The 14,165-nt window shown below is 70.3% G+C and carries 13 protein-coding genes; 8 read left to right on the forward strand and 5 right to left on the reverse strand.

Features of this window, described 5'->3' with window-relative positions; all coding sequences use genetic code 11:
* The first annotated feature begins 165 nt into the window (after positions 1-165).
* The 3 genes from ACFV15_RS37830 to ACFV15_RS37840 all read left to right on the forward strand — a co-directional run bounded on the left by ACFV15_RS37830 (position 166) and on the right by ACFV15_RS37840 (position 3,750).
* Entirely contained in the window at positions 166-1,320 is a 1,155-nt protein-coding gene (locus tag ACFV15_RS37830) for a serine hydrolase domain-containing protein (protein ID WP_378356935.1), read from the forward strand.
* A gap of 45 nt (positions 1,321-1,365) precedes the next feature.
* Positions 1,366-2,346, forward strand: a complete 981-nt coding sequence (locus ACFV15_RS37835; RefSeq protein WP_378356936.1) for a LysR substrate-binding domain-containing protein — start codon at positions 1,366-1,368, stop codon at positions 2,344-2,346.
* 90 nt (positions 2,347-2,436) lie between these two features.
* The gene (locus ACFV15_RS37840) at positions 2,437-3,750 is read left to right on the forward strand and encodes an alpha-lytic protease prodomain-containing protein (protein WP_378356938.1); all 1,314 of its coding nucleotides are present in this window, start codon (positions 2,437-2,439) and stop codon (positions 3,748-3,750) included.
* A gap of 54 nt (positions 3,751-3,804) precedes the next feature.
* Here the strand turns inward: ACFV15_RS37840 and ACFV15_RS37845 are convergent, their stop codons facing one another.
* On the reverse strand, positions 3,805-5,277 hold the full coding sequence (locus tag ACFV15_RS37845) for a M1 family metallopeptidase (RefSeq protein WP_378356939.1): 1,473 nt from the start codon (positions 5,275-5,277) through the stop codon (positions 3,805-3,807).
* 51 nt (positions 5,278-5,328) lie between these two features.
* The gene (locus ACFV15_RS37850; RefSeq protein WP_378356940.1) at positions 5,329-5,877 is read right to left on the reverse strand and encodes a DinB family protein; all 549 of its coding nucleotides are present in this window, start codon (positions 5,875-5,877) and stop codon (positions 5,329-5,331) included.
* A 62-nt stretch (positions 5,878-5,939) separates the two neighbouring features.
* Between ACFV15_RS37850 and ACFV15_RS37855 the strand changes: the two genes are divergently transcribed.
* Positions 5,940-6,875, forward strand: coding sequence for a helix-turn-helix transcriptional regulator (locus tag ACFV15_RS37855; RefSeq protein WP_378356942.1), 936 nt, complete (start codon positions 5,940-5,942; stop codon positions 6,873-6,875).
* Here ACFV15_RS37855 and ACFV15_RS37860 read toward each other — a convergent pair.
* Positions 6,851-9,562, reverse strand: coding sequence for an AAA family ATPase (locus ACFV15_RS37860; protein WP_378356943.1), 2,712 nt, complete (start codon positions 9,560-9,562; stop codon positions 6,851-6,853). The genes ACFV15_RS37855 and ACFV15_RS37860 overlap by 25 nt on opposite strands.
* 128 nt (positions 9,563-9,690) lie before the next feature.
* On the opposite strand from ACFV15_RS37860, the gene ACFV15_RS37865 reads away from it, so the two are divergent.
* The 3 genes from ACFV15_RS37865 to ACFV15_RS37875 all read left to right on the forward strand — a co-directional run bounded on the left by ACFV15_RS37865 (position 9,691) and on the right by ACFV15_RS37875 (position 11,595).
* Entirely contained in the window at positions 9,691-10,113 is a 423-nt protein-coding gene (locus ACFV15_RS37865; protein ID WP_378356944.1) for a VOC family protein, read from the forward strand.
* Between the two features lie 28 nt (positions 10,114-10,141).
* Positions 10,142-10,303 carry a hypothetical protein gene (locus ACFV15_RS37870; protein ID WP_378356946.1) on the forward strand — a complete coding sequence of 54 codons (162 nt, stop codon included), beginning with the start codon at positions 10,142-10,144 and terminating at the stop codon, positions 10,301-10,303.
* Positions 10,304-10,401: 98 nt separating this feature from the next.
* A complete protein-coding gene (locus tag ACFV15_RS37875; RefSeq protein ID WP_378356947.1) occupies positions 10,402-11,595 on the forward strand; it encodes a cytochrome P450 in 1,194 nt (397 codons plus the stop codon).
* A 1-nt stretch (position 11,596) separates the two neighbouring features.
* Here the strand turns inward: ACFV15_RS37875 and ACFV15_RS37880 are convergent, their stop codons facing one another.
* Positions 11,597-12,436, reverse strand: coding sequence for an LLM class F420-dependent oxidoreductase (locus ACFV15_RS37880; protein ID WP_378356948.1), 840 nt, complete (start codon positions 12,434-12,436; stop codon positions 11,597-11,599).
* A 10-nt stretch (positions 12,437-12,446) separates the two neighbouring features.
* Positions 12,447-12,959: a DinB family protein gene (locus ACFV15_RS37885; RefSeq protein WP_378356950.1), complete on the reverse strand. Its 513-nt coding sequence runs from the start codon at positions 12,957-12,959 to the stop codon at positions 12,447-12,449.
* A 109-nt stretch (positions 12,960-13,068) separates the two neighbouring features.
* On the opposite strand from ACFV15_RS37885, the gene ACFV15_RS37890 reads away from it, so the two are divergent.
* Complete coding sequence (locus ACFV15_RS37890) at positions 13,069-14,037, forward strand: hypothetical protein (protein ID WP_378356951.1); 969 nt, start codon at positions 13,069-13,071, stop codon at positions 14,035-14,037.
* The last annotated feature ends 128 nt before the right edge of the window (positions 14,038-14,165 follow it).

Genomic DNA, 14,165 nt, shown 5'->3' on the forward strand with positions numbered 1-14,165 from the left:
CGCGCCCGCCGGTTCGTCCTCCCGTACGGACACTCCGCCCCGCTTTCGTCGGCCAGGACCAAGCGCGTCTCCGGGTCGGACTCGGGGTCTTCCCCGATGCCGGGCGCCACGACCGGCGACAAGATGATCAGGGGGAATCACCGGATCTCAATGGGGGCTCAGTCAGTGAAGAAGACCATGCTCATGGGCGCGGCGGTGAGCCTCGTGCTCGCCACCTCGGCCATACCCGCGCTGGCGAGCGAGCGCGAGCTGAACACCGCCGCGCTGGACAAGGCCGTCCTGATCAAGGACGGCGAGAACGCGGCGGGCCAGCTCGCGCTGGTCGCGTCGCCGAACGACAAGTGGCAGGGCGCCGACGGGGACAAGGTCACCGGCCGTCCGGTAGCCGCCGACGCGCATTTCCGGATCGGCAGTGTCTCGAAGGTCTTCGAGGCCGTCGTCGTGCTGCAGCTGGCCGCCGAGCACCGGATCGACCTCGGCGAACCGGTCCAGACCTCTCTGCCTGGTGTACTGCCGGACACATTCGCGCCGATCACCGTGCGCCAGCTGCTCAACCACACCAGCGGTCTCCCGAGCGTCGACGAGGGCGCGCCGGACGCGTCCGCCGACGAGATGATCCGCGGCCGGTTCGGGTATCACAGCTTCGAGCAGATCGTCCAGACCACGCTGCGCCCGAAGAACCGGCCGGCGCCCGGACCGCATTTCGCGCCGGGGACCAAGCAGGAGTACAACTCTTTCGGCTATCGCGTCGCCGGTCTGCTCATCGAGCGGGTCACCGGGCACTCGTTCGCCGAGGAGGTGCGCACCCGCATCGCCAAGCCGCTCGGCCTCACCGGGACGTCGGTGCCAGGGCCCAATCCTTTCCTGCCGAGGCCGTATCTGCACGGCTACCTCACCGACAACGCGGGCAAAGTCATCGATGTCAGCGTGGCCAACGGTGACGCGTCGTCGATGATCTCCACACCGTCCGATCTGGACAAGATGATGGTCGCGCTCTTCCGAGGCGACCTGCTCCCACCGGACCAGCAGGCCGAGTTGTTCGCATTGCCCCGCGACGCGAACGGCGCTTTGCTCTGCGTTCCCCAGGCGGGGACGCAATGTCTTTCTTCCGGATTGGCGACCGCGCTGCTGCCGGACGGCAGCCTCATGTGGGGCAAGACCGGCCACGACCTCGGCTACGCGTCCGGTGTCTTCGCCACCCCGGACCTGCGGCGACGCGCGGTCTATACCACCGCGCTCCTCGCGCTGGACGACGGCAAAGCACCCGCGCTCGCCGCACGGCTGGGCGTCGCGGCGTTCACTCCGCCGGCCGCCGGATGACTTCCGTCGCTTGGCCAGGCCGCGAGTCGGATCTAACGTAGACGGATGGAGCTGGAGCTGCGCCATCTGCGGATCGTGTGCGCGATCGCCGAGCTGGGAAGCATCACCAAGGCCGCGAACACGCTCGGGATGGCGCAGCCCGCGCTGACGGCCCAGCTCAAGCGTATCGAGCGCACCCTCGGCGGCGCGGTGTTCCTGCGCGACCACGCGGGCACCCGCCCGACCGCGCTCGGCAAGCTGGTGCTCGACCGGGCAAGGATGCTGCTGCCCGCCGTTTCCGCGCTGCACGACGAGGCAGCGCGGCTCGCCCAGCACATCCACTCCGGCGAGCCGCTGACGTTACGGCTCGGCTCGACGTCCGGGCCGATGCTCGGCGGCCTCGTGCAGCGCCTGGGCACCCTGCATCCGGACACCCACGTCGCCCCGCACGCGTCGTGGTCGGCCAACGAACTCGCGGCCAAGATTTCCGACGGAAGTCTGGACTTCGCGTTCATCGGGGTCTGCGGCGACGCCCCGCCGCCGCCCGAGCCGGGCGTGCGCTGGCAGACGCTCGCGACCGATCCGGTGTTCGTGCTGCTGTCCACCCGGCATCCGCTCGCGCGCGACGAAGCCGTCGACCTCGCCGCGCTCGCGGACGAACGCTGGTGCGCCACTCCCGGCGACGGGTGCTTCGCCGACTGCTTCGTGTCCGCCTGCGCGAAAGCCGGTTTCACGCCACGCAATCTGTACGAGACCGACGTCCTGGCCTGCGTGGACATGGTCGAGTCCGGCCACGCGGTCGTGTTGTGCCAGCCCACCTTCCGCGAGTTCCCCGGGGTCGTCGCGGTGCCGATCGCGGGAACTCCGTTGAGCTGGCGGCATCTCATCGGCTGGTCGCATCGCGGCGAGATGGGCCTGTTCGCCGCCGAGATGATCGCGCTTTCGCGCGCGGTGTACCGCGAACTCGCCGAGCACCGCCCGAGCTACGCGCGCTTCCTCGAAGCCAACCCGGAATGGGGGGTGAGCTACGCGGACTCGGCGGTATGACCCAAATGGTATGTACCACTTGGGTGAGCCGCCTCGTACGGTCGGGGACCGAGATCCACCTCCCCCGCCGCCCGAGGAAGTGCTCGAACAATGAAACGGAAAATCGTAGCGGCCGCCGCGGCGGCCATCACCGGAGCCGGTCTGGTCACGGCACTGGCGCTCACGCCGAGCGCGAACGCCGGCGCGCAGTCGGAAATCCTGGCCGCCATGTCGCGCGACCTGAATCTCACCCCGCAGCAGGCACAGGCCCGCCTCGCCGCCGAACAGCGGGCCGCGAGCACCGACAGCGCGTTGAGGAGCCGGCTGGGCTCCGCATACGGCGGCTCGTGGCTTGATTCCACGGGCACCACGCTGACCGTGGCCGTCGCGGATCCCGCACAGGAAGCCACAGTGCGCGCGGCGGGTGCCGCCGTGCGGCCCGTCGCCGTCGGGGCCGCCCAGCTCGACTCCGCGAAAGCCTTACTGGACGCCAAATCCGCCGACGCCCCGCAGTCGGTGCCCGGCTGGTACGTCGATGTCGCCACCAACAAGGTCGTCGTCTCCGCCAACCCCGGCGGCGAATCCGCGGCGAAGGCTTGGGCGGTGAACTCGGGTGTGCGCGCCGACCTGGTGCGCGTCGAGACCAGCGCCGAGAACCCGGTGCCGTTGATCGACATCATCGGCGGCAACGCCTACACCTTCGGCTCCGGCCGCTGTTCCATCGGCTTCTCGGTCGAAGGCGGCTTCGTGACCGCAGGGCACTGCGGCACCGCGGGCACCCGCACCTCGAACCCGAGCGGCACGGTCGCGGCGTCGGTGTTCCCCGGCAACGACTACGCGTGGGTCCGCGCCGACGCCGGCAACACCCCGCGCGGGCTGGTCAACCGCTACCCGGGCACCGTGCCGGTCGCCGGTTCGCAGGAAGCCCCGGTCGGCGCCTCGGTGTGCCGCTCCGGGTCCACCACCGGCTGGCATTGCGGCACCATCCAGCAGAAGAACGCGTCTGTCACCTATCCGCAGGGCACCGTCACCGGCCTGACCAGGACGAACGCGTGCGCCGAGCCGGGCGACTCCGGCGGCTCGTGGCTCTCCGGTGACCAGGCGCAGGGCGTCACCTCCGGTGGCTCCGGCAACTGCACCTCCGGCGGCACGTTCTACTTCCAGCCCGTGTCGGTCATCCTGAGCAGGTACAGCCTGCGCCTGGTGACCTCCGGCTCGAACCCGCCGAGCAGCACGACCACCACGCCGACCAGCCAGACCACGACGACCCAGAACCCGCCCAGCGGCACCTGGGCGCCGAACACGTACTACGGCTCGGGCGCGACCGTCACCTACGACGGTGGCTCGTACCGGGTGCTCCAGCCGCACACTTCACAGATCGGCTGGGAACCGCCCAACACCCCCGCGCTCTGGGCGCGTATCTAGGGAGGCACCGCTCCCGGCGACCTGCTATCGCCGGGAGCGGTTTCCCCGACGGGGCTAGGCCGCGTGCCAGTCCGGGTGCCCGGGCATCGGCGGCAGCGTTCCCTTGGCATAGAGCCAACTCCGCAGGAACGGCACCAGATCCTGACCCGCGATCCGTGAAGCGGTCGCGATGAACTGCTCGGTACCGCCGACGCCGTCGTGGTTCTCGCTCACCCACGCCCGCTCGATCCGTTCGAACGTCGTGTCGCCGACCTGCTGCCGCAACGCGTACAGCGTCAGCGCGCCACCCGCGTACACCCCCTCCGCGAACGGCTTGCTGTCGGAGCCGCCGAAACTCGCCGCGTCGGGCGCGGCGACCGGCCCGTTCGCGCCGAGCCATTTCCGGTGCACCTCATAGGCGTGGCGCGCGTTTTGCTCGATCGTGTTGCGGCCGTGCGCGTCGTTCCACATCCACTCGTAGAACCTGGCGTGCCCCTCGCTCAGCCACAGATCGGACCACCGGGCCACCGCGACCGAGTCACCGAACCACTCGTGCGCGATCTCGTGCGCCACCACGCCGTCGAACCCGTTGTTCACGAAGGTCTCCGGGGTGAGTTCGCCGGCGCTGAGCCAAGTGAGTCCCTGGGTTTCCAGCGCGCCGCCACTCGGTGTCGCGTACACGCCCGCGACCGAACCGGGAAAACGGCCCAGCCGCCGGGAAAGGAACTCGATCGCCGCCGGGAAGGTCTTGTCCAGCTGGGGAAGAACCGCGTCGGCCATGTCGGTCGGCACCGCGTAGCGCAGGTCGATCCCGTCCGGCCCGCGCCGGTGGACGACGGTGAACGGGCCGACGCCGACCTGCAGCAGCTGGGTGGCCAGCGGCCGGGGTTCGTCGAACACCCGCGTGGTGCGCGCACCGGACACCGAGGTCGACACGAGCCGCCCGTTCGCGACCGAGTTCGCCGAGCCCGTGGTGGTGATCGACACCGTGGTCGGCGCCTTCGCGGACGGATGGTCGTCCACCGCCAGCACGCGGCGCAGGCCGACGGGCTGGGCGTGCAGCTGGACGTGGTTCCCGGCACGCCACATGCCGTTGAGGAGGTCATCGGACCCGGCAGGCGGGTTCTTTTCCAAGTCAGGCGCGGTGTTGAAGACCGTGACGGTCACGGTGAACCTGGCGCCGTCACGGATCGGCCGTCGCGGCGTGATGACCAGTTCACCGTCCGAAGTGGACTGCCAGGTCGCCGGTTTCCCGTCCACCTTGACCTCGCGCACCTGCGGGCCGAGCAGGTCGAGATCGAAGCGGGACAACGATTGCGTGGCGCGCAGGTTCAGCTGCGAGGTCGCGGTGTACGACTCGAGACCGTCGGCGAAATCGAACGACAGCCGCTGCCGTTCGACCCGGTAGCCGCCGTTGCCCGCCGTCGGCCACAACGCGTCGCCGACTCCCGGTGCGCCAGGAGCAGGCGACGCGAACGCCGGTGGCCCGGTGAGCAGTAGGGCCGCCACGATGGCGGCAGCACCCAGGGCCTGTGGTTTTCTTTTCATGCCACGAGCCTGTCGGCGCCCCCGCCACCGGGGATCGGCCGATCGGCCGGGTCAGCCCGCCTTTCGGCCGTCGATCGACTCGCGCAGGATGTCGGCGTGCCCCGCGTGCTGCGCGGTTTCGGCGATCACGTGCAGCAGCACCCGGCGGACGCTGTAGGTCGAGCCTGGCTCGTGCCACGGCGCCTCCGGCAGCGGCTGCGTCGCCGACAAGTCGACAGTCGCGATGATCTCCTCGCTGCGGGCGGCGACCTTCTCGTAGCGCGCGAGGATCCCGGCGAGGGTGTCACCGGGCTGCATCTGGAACTCGGCCTGGTGGTCGATCGCCCACTGCGGGAACTCGCGCGCGGTGCCCGCCGCGAACTCGGCCCAGGTGACGCCTTCGGGCAGGTCGTAGTTCATCGCCGACGGGCCTTCGACGACGAACCGCAGCCACACCTCTTCCATGGACGCGACGTGCTTGACGAGTCCGCCGAGGCACAGCTCGCTGGCCGTCGGACGCTCGCCGAGCTGGTCATCACTGAGGTCCTGGACGGTCTTGGTCAACGCGGCCCGCGCGGTCGCGAGTTCGGCGAGGAGGTCGGCTCGTTCGTTCTGTGTCATGAGATGACCTTCGCAGAGGAAGAGGACAGGATGTGTCCTCTTCTCATGGCAGGATCGAATTCATGCCGAAAACTTCCGCGCGGCTGCTCTCACTGCTCTCGCTCCTGCAGGCACGCCGTGACTGGCCGGGCGCGCTGCTGGCCGAGCGGCTCGAGATCAGCCAGCGCACCGTGCGCCGCGATGTCGACCGCCTGCGCGAACTCGGCTATCCGATCCAGGCCATCAAGGGCCCTGACGGCGGCTATCGCCTGGACGCGGGCACGGAACTGCCACCGCTGCTGTTCGACGACGACCAGGCGGTCGCGGTGGCCGTCGCGCTCCAGATCGCCACCACCGCGGGCGCCGGGATCGAGGAGGCGGCGGCACGGGCGTTGACCACCATCCGGCAGGTCATGCCCGCCCGGCTGCGCCATCGCATCGACACCCTCCAGGTGACCGCGATCGCCCCGCCGCTCCAAGCCGACAGCGCCGTGCTCATGACGCTGTCCGCCGCCGTCCACGCCTGCGAGGTGCTGCGCTTCGACTACGACGGCCGCGACGATCTCCCGGTGCGCCGGGTGCAGCCCCACCACCTGGTCACCAGGGCGGGCAGGTGGTACCTCGTCGCATGGGACCTGGATCGCGACGACTGGCGTACGTTCCGCGCCGACAAGATCACGCCGCGCACGCCCACCGGCCCGCGCTTCACCCCACGCGACCTCGAGGACGTGGCGGCGTTCGTGACCAGCCGTTTCCAGGGCTCCGACACGGGCTGGGCCTGCTACGGCGAGGTGATACTCGACCGGCCCGCCGCCGAAACCGCCCGCTACACCCGCGACGGCGTCATCGAGGAACTCGACGATGGCCGCTGCCGCCTGACGCTGGGTTCCTGGTCATGGACGGCGCTGGCGGCGACCCTCGGCCGGTTCGACGCCGGCATCGAAGTCGTCGGCCCTGCCGAGCTGCGTGAAGCCTTCGCGCGGTTGGCCGCTCGTTACGCCCAGGCCGCGTCCGGCTGAGCGTCGCGGAGTTGCTTGCGTGAGCTGATCCCGAGCTTGCCGAAGATCTTGCGCAGGTGCCATTCCACCGTGCGGGGGCTGAGGAACAGCCGCGTGCCGATCTCGGGGTTGGACAAGCCGTCGCGGGCGAGCCTGGCGATCTGCGCCTCCTGCGCGGTGAGCTCGTCGGTCGGCTCCACGGTCCGTTTGCGCGCGGTCTCCCCCGTGGCGGCGAGCTCGCGCCGCGCGCGGTCCGCGAAGGCGTCGAGACCGATCGTGGTCAGCAGCTCATGCGCCTTCCGCAGCTGCTCGCGCGCGTCGACGCGGCGGCCTTCCCGGCGCAGCCACTCGCCGTACAGCAGGTGGCCACGGGCGAGATCGGTGCGCACCGGCGTGCGCACGAGCAGGTCGAGGGATTCGCGATACAGCCGGTCGGTCTCACCTTCGCCGGTCAAAGCCCTGGCCCTGGCTTCGAGGCCCAGCGTCCAGTCCGTCGGGGTCGCCTGCGCGCGTTCACTGATCTGGGCGAGCGCGACGGCCAGCAGTTCCTTGTCGCCGGTCCGGCTCGCGGCCTCGGCCAGCTCCGCGGCGACGAGCGTCTGATGCCCGACGGCGTCGCGCTCGAACGCGCGGCGGGCGGCGTCCCGCGCCTCGTCGTGGTGACCGAGTCCGTTGAAAAGCACCGCTCTCGCGTAGTCCCCGAAGGTCACCACCCGGCCTTGACCTCGCGTGGTGGCTTGCCGTGCGGCGGCCGAAATCAGCTCCGCCGCGTGGTCGTGGCCGCGGAAGGCGGCGAGCAGGATCGCGCTGAACCCGACCGCCTGGCCGCCGGTCATCTCGGCGACCATCCGGTCCTCGTCGATCAACGCCTCCGCCGCCGCGAGGTTCCCGGCCAGCACCTCGTGGTTGGCGAGGAAGTTGAGCGCGAACTGCAGCTGGACGAGAGCGCCGCTCTCCCGCGCGAGCCGGACCTGACGGGTCGCGAACAGGTGCCCCGACTCGAAGTCCAGCACCTCGGTCGCGATGGTCCCGCCCGCCCGGTTGCCCAGCAACCACAGCATCCGGCCGGCGTCTTCGGTGCCGATGTCCAGCGCGCGCACGGCTTCGAGCGCACGGGTCATCAGGGGCGCCGCGGCCGCGTAACCGTCGGAGATCCGGGTGGCGAGCCCGTCGAGCACGAGGTCGACGGCACCCGGCGGCTGCCCGGCCACGGGCGCGGACCGCGCGGCCGCAGCCGCTTCCTCAAGCCCGGTACCGGCCCAGATCGTGGCGCCGAGCGCCTCTAGATAAGCCTCGCGCTCGTCAAGCCGTCCGGCCGCGCGCAGCAGTAATCGCGCCGCGTCACTCCCCCGCCGCTGATCGAACGCGATCTGCCCGCGCAGCCGCTGCACCTCGGCGTCCCGGCGCGCGTCGGGCGGTCCCGCGTCGACGGACACCAGCAACCCGAGCGCGGCTTCGAACACCCCGGCCTCGCGTTTCGCTTTGGCAGCCTCGAGTTCACGCCGCGCGCGCCGCGCGGGCTCCGGCGTGAGCAACGCCGCCTGCTCCAGGAAAGCCGCGGCCGCGACCCGGCCACCGCGTGCCGCCGCGCGCACGGCCGACCGTTCGAGATCGGCCGCGACGTCCTCGTCTGGCGAAACAGTGGCCTGCGCCCGGTGCCAGGCGCGCCGGTCGGGATCGACCTCGGCGTCGGTGACCTCCGCGAGCACGCGGTGCACCTCCTGCCGTTCGGCGGCGGACGCGGACCGGTAGACCGCCGACCGCACCAGCGGATGCCGGAACCGGATCCGCGACCCGAACTCGATCAACCCGGTCTCCTCGGCGGCCGCCGCCGGGTCGGCGCCCAGCCCGAGCAGCCCCGCCGCGCGCCACAGCAGCGTCGCGTCGCCCAGCGGCTCGGCCGCGGCGGTCAGCAACAGGCGGCGCGTGTCGGCGGGCACCGGTTCGAGCTGTTTGAGGAAGCACTGTTCTATCCGCCCCGCCAGCGAATCCGGCTGCTCGAACCCGTCGACGAGCTCCGCCGCCGTCCACGCGCGCGGCAACTCCAGCAGCGCGAGCGGATTGCCATGCGTCTCGGCGACGATCCGGTCGCGGACCCGGCTGTCGAGCGGCCCCTTGATCACCGAATCCAGCAGCGCGCGTGCTTCCGGCTCGCCGAGCCCGCGCACCTCCAGCTGCGGCAAATCCGCGAGGTCGAGCTCGGGATTGGCCTCCCGCAACGCGAACACCAGCGCGATCTGCTCGGCCAGCAACCGCCTGGCCACGAACGCGAGTATCTGCGCGGACATCTGGTCCAGCCACTGCGCGTCGTCGACCAGGCACATCAGCGGCTGGTCGTCCGCCACCTCCGCCAGCAACGTCAACACGGCCAGCCCGACCAGGAACCGGTTCGGCGTGGCCCCGTCGGTCAGCCCGAACGCGGTCCCGAGCGCGGTCCGCTGCGGCCCCGGCAATCCCTCGATCCGGTCCAGGTAAGGCGCGCAGATCTGGTGCAACCCGGAGTACGCGAGCTCCCGCTCGGACTCGACCCCCGTCGCCCGCGCCACCCGGCAGCCCACCGCACGGGCCGCGAGGTAGTCCAGCAGCGCGCTCTTGCCGATGCCCGCCTCGCCCCGCAGCACCAATGCCCGGCCTTCACCCGCGCGCGCACTGGCCAGCAGCCGATCGAGGATCTCCCGCTCGCCGTCCCGCCCGACCAGCTCCGACATGCCGCAACATTAGCGCGGCCCGTGTGTCCCGCACCCTGGCCAGTGAGTCTCACTGGCGCGACGGCACCCCCGGCGGAGCCACTCTTGTCGTACGGCACCGAGCCGCGAAGACAAGAAGGAGAAACACCATGGACATGAAGCTCGAAGCAGTGGTCCTGCCGGTCACCGACGTCGACCGCGCCAAGCACTTCTACAAGGCACTCGGCTGGCGCGAAGACGCCGACTTCCCGCTCGGCGGCGGCAACCGCGTCGTCCAGCTCACCCCGCCGGGCTCCCCCACCTCGATCCACCTCGGCACCGGCATCACCACCGCCGAGCCCGGCTCGACCCAGAACCTCTACCTCGTGGTCGCCGACATCGAGAAGGCCACCGCCGAACTCACCGAGCACGGCGTCACGGTCTCCGACATCTACCACCGCGACGCCACCGGCGCCAACGCCCCTGGCCCCGACCCCGAGCGCCGCAGCTACAACTCCTTCGCCAAGTTCTCCGACCCCGACGGCAACTCCTGGCTCCTCCAGGAGATCACCGAACGCCTCCCCGGCCGCTGACCCACCGGCACCAGAAAGGAACACCGTCATGCCCGTCACCTACACCTCCGCCGCCGACCTGGAGCAAGCCCTCCGCCGGGCGGCTGCCGCCCACGGCGAGCACGAAAAGCAACTCGGCCGCTACGACGAGGCCTGGCCCGTCTGGTACGCCGACCACATGGCCCGCGAACAAGCACCCGCCGCGCCATGACCCTCGCCCAGGATCGCTTCGCCGACAGCCGAAACCAGCACCGGCCTCACGCGGGGGCCGGTACGATCTGGCGGTCCATGGGGGATCTAGGGGGTTCGATGATCGACACGTTGTTCGACGCCAAGTACTTGCACGATCCGCACGCCGTCTACGCCAGGCTGCGTGCCGAGGAGCCGGTGTACCGGACGGCCACGCCGCACGGCGTGCAGATGTGGGTGGTCAGCCGGTACGAGGACGTCCGCGCGGCGATGACCGATCCGCGGCTGAGCAAGGATTTCACCAATAACCCCGGCGTGATCAAGGCGAACACGCTGCCCGGCGGCGACAGCAGCGGCTACGAGGCCACCGTGCCGCACAACATGCTGTTCGTCGACGAGCCCGACCACGGGCGGCTGCGGCGGCTGGTGACGAAGGCGTTCACGGCGAAGCGGGTGACGGCGTTGCGGCCGCGGATCGAGGAGATCAGCGCGGGGCTGCTCGACAAGGTCGGGCCCGAGTTCGACCTGATGCACGACTACGCCGTGCCGTTGCCCGCCATGGTGATCGGCGAGCTGCTCGGGGTTCCCGAGGATCACTGGCCGGAGCTGATCAAGTGGTCCAACACGACCATCGAGGGCGCGGCGCTCGATCCGGAGGAAGTGGTCAAGGCGGTCACGGACTTCACCGGCTACCTGGCGCAGCTGTGCGAGGAGCGGCGGGCGGAGCCGAAGGACGACCTCTTCTCGGCGCTCGTGCAGGTGCAGGACGAGGAGGGGGCGCTCAGCCAGCGTGAGCTCGTCGACACCGCGTTCCTGCTGGTGGTGGCGGGCCACGAGACGACCGTGCACCTCATCTGCAACGGGATGCTCGCGCTGCTGCGGCATCCCGATCAGCTCGCCAAGCTGCGGGCTGACGAAAGCCTGCTGCCGGGCGCCATCGAGGAACTCCTGCGGTACGACGGGCCGATCAGCACGTCGACACTGCGGTTCGCCACGGAGCCGGTCGTCATCGGCGACACGGAGATCCCGCAAGGCCAGCTGGTGCTGGTGTCGCTCCTGTCGGCGAACCGGGACGAGGAGCGGTTCGGTGCCCCGGCGCTCGACATCACCAGGCCCGGCGGGCAGCACGTGGCGTTCGGGCACGGGATCCACTACTGCCTGGGCGCGCCGCTGGCCAGGGCCGAGGGCGTGATCGCGTTCCGGCACCTGCTCGAGCGCTTCCCCGCGCTCGAACTGGCCGTGCCGGAACGCGAACTCGCCTGGCGGCCGGGCTTGCTGATGCACGGCCTGACCGGACTGCCCGTCCGCGCCTGAGTCAGCGCAGCGGCTCGAGCGCCTTCGCGAGCGGCTCGAGCACGGCCGGGGTGTGCGGCGGCGGCAGGTAGACGATCGCGAGGTCGAGGCCCACTTCACCGAGGGCCTCGGCTTCCGCGGCGACCTTGGCGTAGTCGCCGTCCGGGTCGAGGCGGACGTGCGACGAGAGCGTGATCTCGCTCGGGTCGCGGCCGATGTCCGCGCAGTGGCGGTGCAGCACCTCACGCTTGTGGGCGAACTCCTCGGGCGTGCCGCCGACGAAGTTCCAGTGCTGGGCGTACTTCGCGGTCGTGCGCAGGGTGCGCTTCTCGCCGCTGCCGCCGATGCAGATCGGCGGATGCGGACGCTGCACCGCCTTCGGCTCGCACCGGGCGTCGGTCAGCTGGTAGTGCTCGCCCTGGAACGTGGTGGTCTCCTGGGTGAGCAGGCCGACCAGTACCTCACAACCCTCCTCGAACCGGTCGCTGCGCGCCTTGATCGAACCGAGCTCCATGCCGTACGCGCCGGACTCCTCCTCGTTCCAGCCTGCGCCGATGCCGATCTCCAGCCTGCCGCCGGAGACGATGTCGAGCGTCGCGGCCATGTTCGCGAGCAGCGCCGGGTGCCGGTAGTGGATCCCGCTGACCAGCGTGCCCAGCCGGAGCCGCTTGGTGGCCTGCGCGAGCGCGGTGAGGGTCACCCAGCCTTCGAGGCACGGCCCGGTCGGATCCGAGAAAATGGGATAAAAGTGGTCGAAGGTCCAGCCCGATTCGAACAACTCGATCTCGTCGGCGGCCTGCCACACGGCGAGCATGTCCGCCCACTCGGTGTTCTGCGGTGAGGTTTTGATCGCGAAACGCATGATCTCGATCCTAAACCTGGAGTTCCTCCAGTGCAGCGAGAATTTGCTCGCGCAGGATGTCACCGTGGCCGGCGTGCCGCGCGAAATCCTCGATCAAAAGCAAATACACGAACCGCAGGCTGACCTCACCCACGATCCAGTGTGACCGGAGGTCGTCGAGCTCGAACTCCGCGGCGATCGCACGGGAACGCGCACTGGCCCGTTCGAACTCGGCGATCACGTCGTCCAGCGTTTCCCCTTCCGTGACAACGAAACTGCCGTCGCCGCCGAGCGCGCGACCGTCGCATTCGGACTCGGCCAGTCCGAGCATGGTGCGCTGGAACCACACGCGCTCGGCGACGGCCGCGTGCTTGACCAGCCCGATCGGTGTGGTCAAAGACGGGACCAGGCGCCGTCGCGCGTCGGCTTCGGACAGGCCGCGCGCGGTGTCGATGACCGCTTTCCTGTTGCGGTCGAGCATGTACTCCAGCAGGAGACGTTCGGGTCCGGTGGTCAGCTTCGGGAACTGGGACAGCAAGGACATCGGTGAACCGGCCTTTCGTGGTAGTCGGGGTACTAGGAACCGCAGGGTCTGGCAGGGCCGCACCGGGCCAAGAAGGCTGAATCGCGTTCAACAGAGGGGATTGGGAAAAATGCGATTCAGAAATCGACTGGCACTGCCGCTGCTGCTGGCCGCGGCGATCGGCGGGCTCGTGGTGCCGCCCGCTCAGGCCCATCCGGCGCAGGACGTGGAGGTCACGGCGCCTTCGCTCTATCCGGAGGGGGTGGCGTGGGATCCGACCAGGCAGACCTATCTGGTGGGCTCCGTCAGATTCGGCACGGTCGCCGTTGTTCAACACGACAAGACCGTCCGCACGCTCGTGAGCGACCCGGCCATGGTATCGACTTTCGGCATCACTGTCGACGCCGCGCGGGGCCGTCTGCTCGTCACCTACGCCGATCTCGGGCTCGGCGAGCGGTCGGGCCCGGCGACCACCAACCGGCAGTCCGGGCTCGGGATCTTCGATCTCCGTACGGGACAACGGATTTCACTCGTCGACCTCGCCGAGGGCGCGGGTGAGCACGCCGCCAACGACGTCGCCGTCGATGCCCGCGGCAACGCCTACGTCACCGACACCGTCGGCGACACCCTGTTCCGGGTCGACCCGCGCGGCCGCATCACCGCACGCGTCACCCACCCCGACTTCGCGGCACCCGGTTTCGGGCTCAACGGCGTCGTGTGGCACCCGGACGGCTTCGTGCTCACCGTCATCTACAGCACGGGCAAGTTGTTCAAAGTGGACATGAACTCCGGGCGGGTCGACGCGGTCACGCTCGATCAGCCGCTGCTCGGCGGCGACGGGCTCGTCCTGCGCCGCGACGGCTCGCTGGTATCGGTCACCAACAACCTCGGCGCCCCCGGCGTGAACGGCGTCCGCGTGCTGACCTCCGGCGACCACTGGCACACGGCGCGGCAGTCACCGGTCACCCCGTGGCCGGGCGGGGCGCCGACCACCGCGGCGGCGAGCCCGTTCGGCACGGCCGTGCTGACCGGGCACCTCGAAGCACTGACCACGGGCGACACCTCGGTCCGCACGTTCACCCTGCGCCGCTTCCGCTGAGGGGATGGGGTCGTGAGTGTTTAGACCGGTTAGAACCCAATGCCGGGTAGTTAAGGGGCGGGCAGGTTGGTCAAGCCCCGCCGCTCGGTGGGTGCCGCAGGGGTGGTTGAACGTTGCGAACGGGGCGT

The sequence above is a fragment of the Amycolatopsis sp. NPDC059657 genome, assembly GCF_042734395.1.
GTDB lineage: Bacteria > Actinomycetota > Actinomycetes > Mycobacteriales > Pseudonocardiaceae > Amycolatopsis.

What these genes read in the sequence shown, in the direction of transcription:
- ACFV15_RS37885 (WP_378356950.1), bottom strand. Translation starts at nt 12,959, where the DNA reads ATGTCCTTGCTGTCCCAGTTCCCGAAGCTGACCACCGGACCCGAACGT.
- ACFV15_RS37860 (WP_378356943.1), bottom strand. Translation starts at nt 9,562, where the DNA reads ATGTCGGAGCTGGTCGGGCGGGACGGCGAGCGGGAGATCCTCGATCGG.
- ACFV15_RS37890 (WP_378356951.1), top strand. Translation starts at nt 13,069, where the DNA reads ATGCGATTCAGAAATCGACTGGCACTGCCGCTGCTGCTGGCCGCGGCG.
- ACFV15_RS37845 (WP_378356939.1), bottom strand. Translation starts at nt 5,277, where the DNA reads ATGAAAAGAAAACCACAGGCCCTGGGTGCTGCCGCCATCGTGGCGGCC.
- ACFV15_RS37875 (WP_378356947.1), top strand. Translation starts at nt 10,402, where the DNA reads ATGATCGACACGTTGTTCGACGCCAAGTACTTGCACGATCCGCACGCC.
- ACFV15_RS37855 (WP_378356942.1), top strand. Translation starts at nt 5,940, where the DNA reads ATGCCGAAAACTTCCGCGCGGCTGCTCTCACTGCTCTCGCTCCTGCAG.
- ACFV15_RS37840 (WP_378356938.1), top strand. Translation starts at nt 2,437, where the DNA reads ATGAAACGGAAAATCGTAGCGGCCGCCGCGGCGGCCATCACCGGAGCC.
- ACFV15_RS37835 (WP_378356936.1), top strand. Translation starts at nt 1,366, where the DNA reads ATGGAGCTGGAGCTGCGCCATCTGCGGATCGTGTGCGCGATCGCCGAG.
- ACFV15_RS37870 (WP_378356946.1), top strand. Translation starts at nt 10,142, where the DNA reads ATGCCCGTCACCTACACCTCCGCCGCCGACCTGGAGCAAGCCCTCCGC.
- ACFV15_RS37880 (WP_378356948.1), bottom strand. Translation starts at nt 12,436, where the DNA reads ATGCGTTTCGCGATCAAAACCTCACCGCAGAACACCGAGTGGGCGGAC.
- ACFV15_RS37850 (WP_378356940.1), bottom strand. Translation starts at nt 5,877, where the DNA reads ATGACACAGAACGAACGAGCCGACCTCCTCGCCGAACTCGCGACCGCG.
- ACFV15_RS37865 (WP_378356944.1), top strand. Translation starts at nt 9,691, where the DNA reads ATGGACATGAAGCTCGAAGCAGTGGTCCTGCCGGTCACCGACGTCGAC.